This window comes from Streptomyces sp. NPDC059201 (assembly GCF_042754585.1).
Classification (GTDB): Bacteria; Actinomycetota; Actinomycetes; order Streptomycetales; family Streptomycetaceae; genus Streptomyces.
In genome coordinates this window covers 107,229-119,764 of the sequence record NZ_JBHZBB010000006.1, presented here as the reverse complement: position 1 = coordinate 119,764, position 12,536 = coordinate 107,229, and the positions used below count along the sequence as shown (strand labels likewise).

The following is a 12,536-nucleotide window of genomic DNA, read 5'->3' as shown; positions in this document are numbered from 1 at the left end:
CCTGGCCTACGCCTCGTTCTCCGTCTCGTCCTGGGTCTCGCGGCTCAGGGGCAGCAGACGGGAGCCGGCCATCCGCTCGCCGAAGACGTCGTCGGGGTTGGAGAGGACGCAGGTCTCCAGGGAGAGGCAGCCGCAGCCGATGCAGTCCGTCAGGTGGTCGCGGAGCCGGCCGAGCTGCTTGATGCGGTCGTCGAGTTCGGACCGCCAGGTGGCGGAGAGCCGGGACCAGTCCTCCCGGGTCGGGGTGCGCTCCTCGGGCAGTTCGGAGAGCGCGTCACGAATGGTGGCGAGGGGGATGCCGACGCGCTGGGCGGCGCGGATGAAGGCGACCCGGCGCAGGGCGTCACGCCCGTAACGACGCTGGTTTCCGGCCGTACGGCGGCTGCCGATGAGCCCCTTCGCCTCGTAGAAGTGGAGGGCGGAGACGGCGGCCCCGCTGCGGGCGGAGAGCTGGCCGACGGTGAGCTCGTGGATCTTCTCGGGAATCTGCGGCACCCCTCGAACCCTACTGGTCCGTTGACACCGCGACCCCCACCCCACATGCTGAGCAAGCGCTTAGACACAAACCGTTGGGTATGTCGTACGAGAAGGGACCAGGGACATGGCCGAGCCGAGGATCTTCACCTCCGCCGAGGAGCTGCGCGCGGGGGTCGGCGAGCAGCTGGGGCACAGCGACTGGCTGGAGGTGGACCAGAAGCGGATCGACCTCTTCGCCGATGCCACCGGCGACCACCAGTGGATCCACGTGGACCCCGAGCGCGCCGCCTCCGGCCCCTTCGGTTCCACGATCGCGCACGGCTATCTGACCCTCTCCCTGCTGCCGCTGTTCGTGCCGCAGGTGCTGCGGGTCGAGGGCATGAAGATGGGCCTCAACTACGGCACGGAGAAGGTGCGTTTCCCCGCGCCGGTCCCGGTCGGCTCGCGGCTGCGCGCCACGGCGGTGCTGACGAAGGTCGAGGAGGCCGGCGGCGGGGTGCAGGTCACCGCGAAGGTGACCGTGGAGCGCGAGGGCGGCGACAAGCCGGTGTGCGTCGCCGAGTCGGTCTCGCGCTACTACTTCTGAGCCCGGTACCCCACCATGCGCAGCACGAGGTCGGCGTAGAGCGCGCCGACCTCGTCGGGCGTCCGGCGGCCCTCCGGGTTGAACCAGCGGGCGACGTCGATGCAGAGGGAGAGCACGGCGACGGTGGTTCCGGCCACGTCCGTCTGGTCGAACTCGCCCGCCGCCACGCCCTCCTCGATGATCCGGCGCACGCTCGCGTCGGTCTCCCGGCGCAGCTCGACGATCTCGGCGCGGTGCTCGGGACCGAGCGCGTCCAGCTCGTACTGGACGACCCGGGCCGTGGTGTGGTGCTCGGCGTGCCAGCGTACGAAGGAGCGCACGGCGTCGGCCAGCCGGTCGGCGGCGGCGCCGTCGCGCAGCTCGGCGGCCCGGAGGATCTCCAGGGCCTTGTCGTGACCGATGCGGCTGATCCGGTGGAGCAGCTCTTCCTTGGTCTTGTAGTGGATATAGAGAGCGGCGGGACTCATACCGGCCCGGCCCGCGATGTCGCGGGTGGTGGTGGCGTGGTAGCCGCGTTCGGCGAACGCCTCGACGGCCGCGACCAGCAGCCTCCGGGCGGCCTCGGGCGTGACCTCGCCCCAGGGCACGTCCTCGCCGCCGGGCGTCTGCTCCGCCGTGCTCATCCCACACTCCTCCTCGGACCGGTCAGGACGAACACCATACAACGAAGCTGAGCAAGCGCTTAGAGATCGGGACGTCCGGTTCCGGGGAGGGCGGGCGCTCAGAGCTTCTGCCGGAAGGGGGCTCAAAGCTTCTCTGGAAGGCGCTCAGAGCTTCTGCTGGAAGGGGTCGTGCTCGGCGAGGAGCTTCTCCAGGCGGGCCTGGTCCACCCTGCTGACGATCCGGTCCGACTCCTGCCGGTCGCGGACCACCTTCGCGAGGGTGAAGGCGGAGGTGGTGAGGTAGAGGACGGAGACCGCGAGGAAGGCGCGCACCCAGGCGCTCGCCTCCAGCTGGTAGATCCCGATGGTGACCGCCGCGCCGGCGACCGCGAAGGAGATGACGGCCTGCGCGTGGTACGCGTTCGTGTTCTGCTGCTTGACCTGTGACTCGCTCATGGGGACAGCATCGGGCGGATGTGGCGGTCGCCACATCCGCCGGGATACTCAGGTCGGGTGGGGTACGGGACTCAGTGCTGGGCTCAGTACGGGGATCGGTACGGGGCTCGGTACCGGGATCGGTACGGGGCTCGGTACCGGGATCGGTACGGGGCTCGGTACCGGGATCGGTACGGGCTCGGTACCGGGATCGGTACGGCGCTCGGTACCGGGATCGGTACGGCGCTCGGTACCGGGATCGGTACGGCGCTCAGTTCGGCGCTCAGAAGGCGGAGACTCCCGTGAGCGCCCGGCCGATGATCAGCTTCTGGATCTGGCTGGTGCCCTCATAGAGGGTCATCACGCGCGCGTCCCGCACCAGCTTGCCGACGGGGTACTCGTCGATGTAGCCGTAGCCACCGAAGACCTGGAGGGCGTTGTTGGCGCAGCGGACGGCGGCCTCGGAGGCGTACAGCTTGGCCTGGGAGGCGGCGGTCGCGAAGTCCTCGCCCCGGTCGATCAGGTCGGCGACGCGCCAGGTCAGCAGCCGGGCGGCGTCCACGTCGACGGCGATGTCGCTGAGGAGTTCCTGCACGAGCTGGTACGAGGCGATCGGCTTTCCGAACTGCTCGCGCTCCCCCGCGTAGCGCACGGCGGCGTCCAGGGCGGCCTGGGCGATGCCGACGCAGCCTGCGGCGACCGACATCCGGCCCTTGGCGAGGGCGGACATGGCGACGGAGAAGCCCTTCCCCTCGGGGCCGAGCATCGCGGAGGCGGGGACGCGCACGCCCTCCAGGGAGAGTTCGGCGGTGGCCTGGCCGCGCAGACCGAGCTTGCCGTGGACGGCGCGGCGGGTGAGGCCGGGGGTGTCGGTGGGGACGAGGAAGGCAGAGACGCCCTTGTGGCCGGGGGTGTCGTTGGTGCGGGCGAAGAGCAGGACGACGTCCGCCCAGGTGCCGTTGGTGATGAACATCTTGGAGCCGTCGACGACGTAGTCGTCGCCGTCGCGCACGGCCCGGGTGCTCAGGTTCCCGGCGTCGGAGCCGGTGCCGGGCTCGGTGAGGCCGAAGCAGCCGAGGGCGTCGCCGGAGGTGAGCCGGGGCAGCCAGGCCCGCTTCTGCTCCTCGGTGCCCCAGGAGGCGATGGTCTTGGCCACCAGGCCGAGGGAGACGGAGACGATCCCGCGCACGGAGGAGTCGCCGCGCCCCAGCTCCTCGGTGACGAGGCAGTACGCGAGGTGGTCGCCGCCCGAACCGCCGTACTCCTCGGGAATCGTGAGCCCGAGGAAGCCGACCGCGCCGAGCTTCTTCACGATGCCCCGGTCCACCTCCTCCGCGCGGTCCCACGCGACCGCGTGCGGGGTGACCTCGCGGGCGACGAAGTCCTCGGCGAGCCGCCGTACGTCCCGCTGCTCCTCGCTCAGCGCCAGATCCACGGTGCCACCTCACCCATCCCTTTAATTACCACTGCTAGTTTTATCGGTGCGGGCCTACTATGTGCGCCATGGCCCGACCGCGCAAGCCCCTGCTCAGCCGAGAACGCATCGTCGAGACGGCGGGCGCGCTCGTGGACGCGGAGGGCCTGGCCGCCCTCTCGACGCGGCGGCTCGCGGCCGAGCTCGGGGTGAGCGGGCCCTCCCTCTACAACCACTTCCGCACCAAGGACGAGATCCTGGACGCGGTCGCGGACTCGGTGAGCGCCAAGATCGACCTGTCGATGTTCGAGCCGGACGACCCCCGCGACTGGCGCACCGCCCTCCACGACTGGGCGCTCTCCTACCGGGCCGCCCTCGCCGACCATCCGCAGATCGTCCCCGTCCTCGCCCAGGGGCCCGGCCGCCGCCCGGCGGGGCTCAAGGTCGCCGACGCGGTCTTCGGCGCGATGGTCCGGGCCGGCTGGCCGCCCGCCCAGGCCACCCACATCGGCGCCCTGATGCGGTACTTCGTCACGGGCTCCGCCCTCGGTTCCTTCGCGCGCGGCTTCGTCGACGACGAGACGGCGTACGACCCCGCCGACTACCCCCACCTCGGCCAGGCCCACCGCCTAGCGGAGCACCGCGAGAAGGTCGACGAGGGCGCCTTCGCGACCGGCCTGCGGGCCCTGCTGGACGGCCTGGGGGCGCAGTACGAGAAGAACGCACACGTTTCGGGAGGGACCGAAGCGTGAGCGGGGGATGCGGGGACCCCTGTCGGGGAGCGGGCGCTGCGGCGGGAGCTGGGGATCGATGCGGACGCGGTGCGGTGAGATGGGGTGGCGTGGGGTGAGGTGAACGGGGGTGCGGTGAGGCGGGGGCCCGGTTTCCCGGGGGCACCGGCCTCGCGGGGCGGCCGCGCGATATTGCGGTGTGGGCCGAAGGGTGGGCGTCCTACCTTCGGGGCATGCCGAATTCCGCTTCCTCCGCCCGGCCGGCGCTCGCCGCCGCCGGGGTCACCGTCGTCCTGTGGGCGTCCGCCTTCGTCTCCATCCGCAGCGCCGGGGCCGCGTACTCCCCCGGCGCGCTCGCCCTCGGGCGGCTGCTCTCCGGAGTGCTCGTCCTCGGAGCCGTACTCCTGATCCGGCGCGAGGGGCTGCCGCCCCGGGCCTCCTGGCCGGGGATCCTCGTCTCCGGGCTGCTCTGGTTCGGCGTGTACATGGTGGTGCTGAACTGGGGTGAGCAGGAGGTCGACGCCGGTACGGCGGCGATGCTGGTCAACATCGGGCCGATCCTGATCGCCCTGCTCGGCGCCCGCTTCCTGGGCGAGCGGCTGCCGCCGCGCCTGCTGGCGGGCATGGCGGTGTCGTTCGCGGGCGCGGTGGCCGTGGGTCTGTCGATGTCCGGCGAGGACGGGCACGCCTCGGTGCTGGGCGTCGCGCTCTGCCTGCTCGCGGCGGTGGCGTACGCGGGCGGGGTCGTGGCGCAGAAGCCGGCGCTCGCCCACGCGAGCGCGCTCCAGGTGACGACGTGCGGCTGCGCGATCGGCGCGGCCGCCTGCCTCCCGTTCGCCGGGCAGCTGGTGACGGAGGCGGCGCGGGCGCCGCTGTCGGCGACCGCGAACATGGTCTACCTCGGCGTGTTCCCGACCGCTCTCGCCTTCACGACCTGGGCGTACGCGCTGGCGCGGACGACCGCGGGGCGCATGGGAGCGACCACGTACGCCGTGCCCGCCCTGGTGGTCCTGATGGCCTGGGCGCTGCTCGGCGAGCTGCCCGGGGTGCTGACGCTGGTGGGCGGCGCGCTATGCCTGGCGGGGGTGGCGGTGTCCCGGTCCCGGCCGCGCGTCACCGCTCCCCCGGCGACCTCAGGGGCGGGCGCCGGTCTGGAGGAGGCCGCGGGCGAACGCCGCCAGTGAGGCGCCGATCCGCTCGACGGGGAGCCCGAGTTCGTGCCGCTGGAAGGCGAACAGCTCGGGCGCGAGCGGGGCGAGCGCGGTGTCGACGAGGGCGTCGGGGTCCTCGGCTCCCTGCGCGACGAGCAGGGTCCGGACATGGACCCGCCAGAAGCCGTACGCGCCGGTGCGGAAGCGCTCGGGGCCGGTCTCCGCGCCGAGCGCCAGCGGCAGGTGCTTCTCCAGCAGGTCGAGCATCGCGAGGTAGAACGCGGCGAGCCGCTCCCCCGCGGGCGCTCCGGGGCCCAGCGGCGGCGGCCCGTAGACGAGCTGGCCCTGGAGCAGGCGCTCGTGCTCGTCGAGCAGCGCCACCGCGACCGAGGCCGGGTCGGGGAAGCTCCGGTAGAGGGTGGCGCGGCCGACGCCGGCGGCCTTGGCGATGCGGTCCATGGTGACCGTCCGGGGGTCGCCCTCGGCGAAGAGCCGCTCGGCCGCGGCGAGGATCTGGGCGCGGTTGCGCTCGGCGTCGGCGCGGCGGCGGGGGGCGGTCGTCGAACGCGGGCCGGATGCCGGGCTCGGGGCGGATGCCGGGCGCGGGGCGGATGCCGGGCGCACGCCGGAGGCCTGGAGGTCGGCCCCGATCAGGAGGCCGTCGGCCGCCAGCAGGTCGCCGGCCGCCAGCAGGTCGCCCGCGGCGAGGGGGTCGCCGGCCGACCCGACCGCGCCGACCGCGCCGATCAGGTCGCGCTCGACGCGGGTGGGGCGGTCCGCCGGACGGGGGGCCGCCTCGTCCGGCGTCTGCGCGCTCCGCCCGGGCGCGGCCTGCGCGGCCTGCGCCGAGTCCGCCGGGTCCGCCGGGTCCGGCCCGGTGCCGTGCCGCTCGTCGTCGCTCATGGATCCGACCCTACTTCCCTTTCACCCAAACGGACGCCTTGTCCGCTTGAGCGTGTCCGTGGCACTCTAAATGGACACGACGTCCACTTATGGCGTTCGTTGCCCCGTCCTGCCCAGCAGTTCCACGAGGGAGATCCCGGATGCACACCGCACTGCTCGCCGTCGCCCTGCTCGTCGGCTGCCTCCTCGCCGTCCAGGCGTCGGCGAACCTCCAGCTCAACTCGGCCGTCGGCACCCCGTACGGCGCCTCGACGCTCCAGCTCGGCATCGCCACCGCCCTGCTGGCCGCGCTCGCGCTCGCCGCCGGGACCCTCGGCGTGCTGGACAGACTCCCCGACGTGCCGACGTGGCAGTTACTCGGCGGACTGGCCAGTCCGCTCTACATCACCAGCGGCATCCTTCTCTTCCCCCGGCTGGGCGCCCTGGCGAGCGTCGGACTCTTCGTCACCGGGCAGATGTTCGCCTCGCTCGCCCTGGACCACTTCGGTCTGTTCGGCCTGGAGCGGCAGGGCCTCAGCGCCGGGATCGTCCTCGGCGCCGCCGCCGTCCTCGCCGGCATCGTCGTGATCATCCGCGGCGGGCGCGGCTCGGCCTCTGCCGGCGCCCCCGGGCTTTCGGCCGCCGCCCGTGCGGGCTGGCTCGCCCTCGGAATCGTCGCGGGCGGGGTCCTGCCGGTGCAGGGCGCGGTCAACGCCCAGCTGCGGGAACGGCTCGACGCTCCGCTCGCCGTCGCCGTCATCAGCTTCGCCGTCGCGACCTTCGCCATCGCCGTCGTCCTGCTGGTGCTCCGGGCCACCCGCCGCACCCCGGCACCGCGCGTCGCCCCGCTGAAGGGGATGCCCTGGTGGGGCTGGCTCGGCGGGGCCTGCGCCGCCGTGTACGTGACGGGCACCTTCCTCCTCATACCCGCCATCGGCGCGGCCGTGACCATCGCGCTGACCGTGACGGGTCAGCAGCTGACCTCGGCCCTCATCGACCACAAGGGGCTCTTCCGGCTGCCCCGGCGCCCCCTCACCCGGCCGCGCGCGCTCGGTCTCGCCCTGCTGCTCGCCGGCTCGCTCACCATCCAGCTCGCCTGAACCCGGCACCGCACCCCGCCCCAACCCAGCCCCGCCCCACCCAGTCCCGTCCCGTCCCGTCCCGCCGAGAGGACACGCCCATGCCCGAGAACCTGCCCGAGAACACCGCCACGTCGGCGGGCACCGCCGCGCGGACCGGCACCGCCGCGCGGACCGGCACCACCACGCCCGCCGCCGTCGAGACCCCGCCGCCCGGAGTCGTCGTCGTCCACTCGGACCTCTGGTGCTCGTTCGCCCACCTCGCGATCCACCGGCTGCACACCACCCGGGCCCGGCTCGGGCTGGAGGACCGGGTCGCCTTCGACCTGCGCGCCTTCCCGCTGGAACTGCTCAACGACGCGCCGAGCCCGCGCCCGGGCACGGACAGCGAGGTGGCCCGGATCGCGTCGCTGGAGCCGGACGCCGGCTGGCAGTTGTGGCAGGCCAAGGACTGGCTCTACCCGTCCACGACACTGCCCGCGCTCGAAGCCGTGCTCGCCGCCAAGGAGCAGTCCCTGCGCGCCTCCGAACTCCTCGACCGTGGGCTGCGCCGGGCCTTCTGGGCCGACTCCCGGTGTATCAGCAACCGGCGGGTGATCCTGGACGTGGCGAAGGAGACCGGCGCGGTCGACGCGACGGTCCTGGAGGAGGCGCTGGACGAGGGCAGGGCCCGGCGCGCGCTCGCCCGCCAGACGGCCCTGGCGCGGACGGACGCGATCCGGTGCAGCCCGCACCTGTTCCTGCCCGACGGCACCGATGTCGCCAACCCGGGCGTCGAGGTGACCTGGGAGGGCGCGTACGGCGTCGGCTGGCCGGTGGTGACCGGCGACGACCCGGGGGTGTACGAGGACATCCTGCTGCGGGCCGCCGCCTGAGGCGTACGCGTGTCCCGGGGTCAGAAGACGACGAGGGCGCGGCCTCCCTTGCCCGCGAGCATGGCGTCGAAGGCGCCGGGGATGCCCTCCAGGGTGATCCGCTCGGTGACGAGCGCGCCCAGGTCGAAGCTGCCGTCCCTGATGTGCCCGGCGATGACGGGCAGGTCGGCGGCCGGGTCCGAGTTGCCGTACACGCAGCCGGCGAGGGTGCGGCCCCAGTGGAAGAGTTCCAGCGCGTGGAAGGAGACCTGCTGGTCCTTGCCGCCGATGCCGACGACGGTGGTGCGGCCGCCACGCCGGGTGGACTCCCAGGCGGTACGGATGGTGACGGCGCGGCCCACGCACTCGACGGCCACGTCGACGCCGTGCCCGCCGGTCAGCTTCCGGATCTCCCGGGCGGTGGTCTCCGAGGCCACGACGTACTCGGTGGCTCCGGCGGCCCGCGCCAGCTCCTCCTTCTCCGGGGAGACGTCCACGGCGACGATCGTCGACGCCCCGGCGATCCGGGCGGCCTGGAGGGTGGCGAGGCCGACGCCGCCGACGCCGAAGACGGCGACGGTCTCGCCCGCCCGGACCCGGGCGGAGTGGTGCACGGCGCCCCAGCCGGTGAGGACGGCGCAGCCCAGCAGCGCGGCGTCGGTGAGCGGTACGCCCTCCGGGACGGGCAGCACGCAGTTCGCGGCGACGACCGTCTCCTGGGCGAAGGCGGCGACGTTGAGGCCCGGGTGCAGTTCACGCCCGTCGGCGGCGCGGGCGTGCACGTTCGCCGAGCCGTTCAGGGCGTTGACGCAGAGCCAGACCTCGCCGAGCGAGCAGGGGTGGCAGGCGCCGCAGGACGGCGCCCAGTTGAGAACAACGCCGTCGCCGGGGGCGACGTGGGTAACGCCCTCGCCGACGGAGACGACGGTGCCGGCGCCCTCGTGCCCGAGGACGGCCGGGACGGGGACGCGCATGGTGCCGTTGGACAGCGACAGGTCGGAGTGGCAGACGCCGGCCGCGGCGAGCCGGATCCGGACCTGGCCGGGGCCGGGCTCGGGCAGCTCGATGCGGGTGAGCTCCAGCGGGGCGCCGACGGCGGGCAGGACGGCGGCACGGATCACGGGTGGCTCCCTTTCTGCGGGGTCGGGGCGGTGGGCGGGCCGGGCCTCAGAACTGGAGGGACCTGGTCTGGAGGTACTCGGCCAGGCCGTGCGCGCCGAGCTCGCGGCCGACGCCGGAGCGCTTCCAGCCGCCGAAGGGGGCGAGCGGGTTGAACCGGCCGCCGTTGATGTCGACCTGGCCGGTCTCCATGCGGCGGGCGAAGGCGACGGCCTCGCTCTCCTCGCCCCAGACGGCGCCGCCGAGGCCGTACTCGGTGCCGTTGGCGATCGCCAGGGCCTCGTCCTCGTCCTCGTACCGGAGGATCGAGACGACCGGGCCGAAGATCTCCTCCTGGGCGATGGTCATCTCCGGGGTGACGTCGGCGAAGACCGTCGGGGAGACGTAGTAGCCGGTCTCCAGCGGGGCCTCGGGGCCGCCGGCGACGAGCCGGGCGCCCTCCTCGACGCCCTTCGCTATGTAGCCGCGGACGCGGTCGCGCTGGCGGGCGCTGACCAGCGGGCCGAGGCGCTCGCCGGGCTCGTACCTGGCGGCGGCCTCGGCTGCGAGGGCGACGGCCTCCTCGTACCGGTCGGCGGGGACCAGCATCCGGGTCCAGGCGCTGCACGTCTGGCCGGAGTTGGCCATGACGTTGCCGACGCCGACGGCGACGGCCTTGGCCAGGTCGGCGCTGGGCAGGATGACGTTGGCGGACTTGCCGCCGAGTTCGAGGGCGACCCGCTTGACCGCGCCGCCGGCGAGCGCGCCGATGCGGCTGCCGACGGCGGTGGAGCCGGTGAAGGAGACCAGGTCGACGCCGGGGTGCTCGGCGAGGGCCTGTCCCGCGACGGTGCCGAGGCCGGTGACCAGGTTGAAGACGCCCGCCGGGAGGCCCGCCTCGTGGACGGCCTCGGCGAAGAGCTGGGCGGTGAGCGGGGTGTCCTCGGCGGGCTTGAGGACGGTGGTGCAGCCGGCGGCGAGGGCCGGGGCGACCTTGGCGACGATCTGGTGGAGCGGGTAGTTCCAGGGCGTGATGGCGCCGACGACGCCGACCGGCTCCGCGTAGACGGTGGAGTTGCCGACCTTCTCCACGAAGGGGTGGGTGGCGGCGAGTTCGGCGTACGTGCCGGCCACGGCGACCGGGAGTCCGGCGTGCACCGCAGCGGCGAGCTTCGGCGGGGCGCCGAGTTCGGCGGTGACGGTGGCGGCGATCTCCTCGGCGCGGGCGGCGAGCGCGTCGCGCAGGGCGGCGATCCGGGCGGCCCGCTCGGCGGGCGGGGTGGCGGACCAGCCGGGCAGCGCGGCGCGGGCGGCGCGCACGGCGGCGTCGACGTCCTCGGCGGTGCCGGCGGGCACCTGGGCGATGACCTGCTCGGTGGCGGGATCGACGACGGGGATCGTCTCGGAGGAGGCCGCGGGCCGCCACTCCCCACCGATGTACATCGCGTCGTGGGCCTTCATCCGCTTCCCCATTCCCTCTGCACTCGACCGCTCGCCTGCGGCGGGCCGATGCGCTCGGCTCCGCCCACCCAAACTAGCGCTGTTAGTTTTAGGGCGCCAGGGTCCGCCGCAGTGGGGCGGATCTCATCGTGCGACGGCCCGTCGCACGGAGGGCCGGACGGGCGGGGCGGGGGCCACGCGGAACGGCCCCGCACCGGGGGCCGCGCGGCCCCGCTGGGGGCGACGGTACCCGAAACGGGGCCGGTGGGCGGCCGCTGTCGTTCAGATCGTCCGGTCGACCGCGGTGAGGTGGGCGAAGACGACGATGTTGGCGTCGTAGCCGGAGCCCCGGTCGTAGGCTCCGCCGCAGGTCAGCAGGCGCAGTTCGGGCCGGCCGGTGGAGCCGTACACCTCCTTGTCGGGGAAGGCGGACTTCGGGTAGGTGCGCACCTTGTCCACGGTGAAGACGGCGACCCGCCCGTCGGCGCGGGCGACCCGGACGGTGTTGCCGGGGCCGAGCGAGGCGAGGTCGAGGAAGACGGCCGGTCCGGTACGGGTGTCCCGGTGCCCGACCACCACGGCCGTGCCGCGCTCGCCGGGCGCCGGACCGCGCGCGTACCAGCCGACCTTCCCCGGATCGTCGACCGGCGGCACGCCCAGCCGCCCCGCCTTGTCCAGCCCGATGTCCACGGACCGCGCCTCGATGGTGATCGCGGGCACGGCGACGAGGGTCGGACGCGAGCGGGCGAGCGGGGCGGGCAGGGCGGGCGGCTTCTCCGGAGCCCGCGCGCGGGCCCCGCCGGCGGAGGCACCGGTGCTGCCGGACTTCGTCTCGGTGCCGCCCGACCGGGTGTCGGTACGGCTCCGGGGCGCGTCCTCTCGGTCGCCGTCACGGGTGCCGGAGGGAGCCGCGGGGGCTCCGGCACCAGGGCCGGACTCCGCGTCCGACGCCCCGGCGTCGGACTTGGCGTCGGCCCCGGCGGCGGTCTGCCGGTCGGTGTCCCCGTCCCCGCTCCACCACACGCCCCCGGTCACCAGGACCGTGGTCACGGCCACGGTCCTGGTGAGCCGGAGGAGCCGTCGCCTCCGGCGCGAGAGACGGGCGTTACGCCGCGCCATCGTCGCGGCGGCGCGAGCGACGGATCAGCACCAGGCCGACGGTGCCCGCGAGGCCGGCGGCCACGGCCGCGCCGACGCCGAACGCGGAGGCGTCCTCGTCGGCCGCGATCTCGGCGCTGCCGCCGCCACCGGCGCCGACCGGGCCGTGCGGGGGCTTGTGCTGGCCGTTGCCGCCGTTCCCGCCGTTGCCGTTGCCGCCGTTGCCGTTCTCGTTGCCGCCGTACGGGCAGTGGACCTGGAAGACCTTGTGCTTGCCGACGCCGTTCTGGCCCTGGAAGGTCCAGGTGAGCTTGTACATGCCGTCGGGCAGGGCGAGCGGGGCGCTGTGTCCGGTGCCGGTGGGAAGCGTGAGCTTCCCGTCCAAGTCGGGGTCTCCCGCCCTGTCTGGCTGGGGCACGATCTTCCACTGGACCTGCTGATCCTTGTCGAAGTCGAAGGCGGCGAGGTAGAAGTGGCACACCTTCGGCTCGTTGCGGCGGTCGTCGTACGGGGTGCCCATCTTGTGGATCTTCACGTCACCGTTGTCGCCGGGTGCGGCGTAGGCGGCGGGGGCGCCGCCGAGGAGGGCGAGGCCGCTTAGGCCGGCGAGGGCGAGACCGGTGGCGGCGGCGAAGGGCCGGGCGGTGCGAGCGAGCATGCGGGTTCCTCCACGAGGATGTCGTCGGACA

14 protein-coding genes are annotated in these 12,536 nt (G+C 74.0%); 5 read left to right on the top strand and 9 right to left on the bottom strand.

The genetic code is table 11. The features are described 5' to 3' along the window. Positions 1-6: 6 nt before the first annotated feature. On the bottom strand, positions 7-495 hold the full coding sequence (gene soxR, locus ACFXMG_RS20670; protein WP_383818235.1) for a redox-sensitive transcriptional activator SoxR: 489 nt from the start codon (positions 493-495) through the stop codon (positions 7-9). Between the two features lie 106 nt (positions 496-601). Here soxR and ACFXMG_RS20665 point away from each other — a divergent pair, with 106 nt between their 5' ends. Then, entirely contained in the window at positions 602-1,063 is a 462-nt protein-coding gene (locus ACFXMG_RS20665) for a MaoC family dehydratase (RefSeq protein ID WP_360318841.1), read from the top strand. Here the strand turns inward: ACFXMG_RS20665 and ACFXMG_RS20660 are convergent. From ACFXMG_RS20660 to ACFXMG_RS20650, 3 genes are all read right to left on the bottom strand, one after another. After that, the gene (locus ACFXMG_RS20660) at positions 1,054-1,686 is read right to left on the bottom strand and encodes a TetR/AcrR family transcriptional regulator (protein WP_383818236.1); all 633 of its coding nucleotides are present in this window, start codon (positions 1,684-1,686) and stop codon (positions 1,054-1,056) included. The two genes, ACFXMG_RS20665 and ACFXMG_RS20660, sit on opposite strands and share 10 nt — an antisense overlap. Positions 1,687-1,830: 144 nt before the next feature. Next, the gene (locus ACFXMG_RS20655) at positions 1,831-2,121 is read right to left on the bottom strand and encodes a YiaA/YiaB family inner membrane protein (RefSeq protein WP_383818238.1); all 291 of its coding nucleotides are present in this window, start codon (positions 2,119-2,121) and stop codon (positions 1,831-1,833) included. A gap of 262 nt (positions 2,122-2,383) precedes the next feature. Further along, positions 2,384-3,535: an acyl-CoA dehydrogenase family protein gene (locus ACFXMG_RS20650; protein ID WP_383818239.1), complete on the bottom strand. Its 1,152-nt coding sequence runs from the start codon at positions 3,533-3,535 to the stop codon at positions 2,384-2,386. Between the two features lie 68 nt (positions 3,536-3,603). Here ACFXMG_RS20650 and ACFXMG_RS20645 point away from each other — a divergent pair, with 68 nt between their 5' ends. Together ACFXMG_RS20645 and ACFXMG_RS20640 are read left to right on the top strand one after the other, a co-directional pair. Beyond that, on the top strand, positions 3,604-4,266 hold the full coding sequence (locus ACFXMG_RS20645) for a TetR/AcrR family transcriptional regulator (protein ID WP_383818240.1): 663 nt from the start codon (positions 3,604-3,606) through the stop codon (positions 4,264-4,266). A gap of 212 nt (positions 4,267-4,478) precedes the next feature. Beyond that, positions 4,479-5,429, top strand: a complete 951-nt coding sequence (locus ACFXMG_RS20640) for a DMT family transporter (RefSeq protein WP_383818242.1) — start codon at positions 4,479-4,481, stop codon at positions 5,427-5,429. Here the strand turns inward: ACFXMG_RS20640 and ACFXMG_RS20635 are convergent. After that, positions 5,379-5,909, bottom strand: a complete 531-nt coding sequence (locus ACFXMG_RS20635; RefSeq protein ID WP_383818334.1) for a TetR/AcrR family transcriptional regulator — start codon at positions 5,907-5,909, stop codon at positions 5,379-5,381. The two genes, ACFXMG_RS20640 and ACFXMG_RS20635, sit on opposite strands and share 51 nt — an antisense overlap. Before the next feature lie 530 nt (positions 5,910-6,439). Here ACFXMG_RS20635 and ACFXMG_RS20630 point away from each other — a divergent pair. Further along, positions 6,440-7,378 (top strand): DMT family transporter, encoded by a 939-nt coding sequence (locus ACFXMG_RS20630; protein ID WP_383818244.1) that lies wholly within the window; start codon positions 6,440-6,442, stop codon positions 7,376-7,378. An 80-nt stretch (positions 7,379-7,458) separates the two neighbouring features. Further along, positions 7,459-8,232 (top strand): DsbA family protein, encoded by a 774-nt coding sequence (locus ACFXMG_RS20625; RefSeq protein WP_383818245.1) that lies wholly within the window; start codon positions 7,459-7,461, stop codon positions 8,230-8,232. Between the two features lie 20 nt (positions 8,233-8,252). Here ACFXMG_RS20625 and ACFXMG_RS20620 read toward each other — a convergent pair whose 3' ends face one another. The 4 genes from ACFXMG_RS20620 to ACFXMG_RS20605 form a co-directional block, all read right to left on the bottom strand. Then, a complete protein-coding gene (locus tag ACFXMG_RS20620; protein WP_383818247.1) occupies positions 8,253-9,332 on the bottom strand; it encodes a Zn-dependent alcohol dehydrogenase in 1,080 nt (359 codons plus the stop codon). A gap of 46 nt (positions 9,333-9,378) precedes the next feature. Next, positions 9,379-10,770 (bottom strand): aldehyde dehydrogenase family protein, encoded by a 1,392-nt coding sequence (locus tag ACFXMG_RS20615; protein WP_383818248.1) that lies wholly within the window; start codon positions 10,768-10,770, stop codon positions 9,379-9,381. Positions 10,771-11,031: 261 nt separating this feature from the next. Continuing rightward, positions 11,032-11,799, bottom strand: a complete 768-nt coding sequence (locus ACFXMG_RS20610; protein WP_383818249.1) for a class F sortase — start codon at positions 11,797-11,799, stop codon at positions 11,032-11,034. 55 nt (positions 11,800-11,854) lie between these two features. Then, entirely contained in the window at positions 11,855-12,505 is a 651-nt protein-coding gene (locus ACFXMG_RS20605; RefSeq protein ID WP_383818250.1) for a hypothetical protein, read from the bottom strand. Positions 12,506-12,536: the final 31 nt, after the last annotated feature.

What these genes read in the sequence shown, in the direction of transcription:
- ACFXMG_RS20665 (WP_360318841.1), top strand. Translation starts at nt 602, where the DNA reads ATGGCCGAGCCGAGGATCTTCACCTCCGCCGAGGAGCTGCGCGCGGGG.
- ACFXMG_RS20660 (WP_383818236.1), bottom strand. Translation starts at nt 1,686, where the DNA reads ATGAGCACGGCGGAGCAGACGCCCGGCGGCGAGGACGTGCCCTGGGGC.
- ACFXMG_RS20655 (WP_383818238.1), bottom strand. Translation starts at nt 2,121, where the DNA reads ATGAGCGAGTCACAGGTCAAGCAGCAGAACACGAACGCGTACCACGCG.
- ACFXMG_RS20645 (WP_383818240.1), top strand. Translation starts at nt 3,604, where the DNA reads ATGGCCCGACCGCGCAAGCCCCTGCTCAGCCGAGAACGCATCGTCGAG.
- ACFXMG_RS20640 (WP_383818242.1), top strand. Translation starts at nt 4,479, where the DNA reads ATGCCGAATTCCGCTTCCTCCGCCCGGCCGGCGCTCGCCGCCGCCGGG.
- ACFXMG_RS20630 (WP_383818244.1), top strand. Translation starts at nt 6,440, where the DNA reads ATGCACACCGCACTGCTCGCCGTCGCCCTGCTCGTCGGCTGCCTCCTC.
- ACFXMG_RS20625 (WP_383818245.1), top strand. Translation starts at nt 7,459, where the DNA reads ATGCCCGAGAACCTGCCCGAGAACACCGCCACGTCGGCGGGCACCGCC.
- ACFXMG_RS20615 (WP_383818248.1), bottom strand. Translation starts at nt 10,770, where the DNA reads ATGAAGGCCCACGACGCGATGTACATCGGTGGGGAGTGGCGGCCCGCG.
- ACFXMG_RS20605 (WP_383818250.1), bottom strand. Translation starts at nt 12,505, where the DNA reads ATGCTCGCTCGCACCGCCCGGCCCTTCGCCGCCGCCACCGGTCTCGCC.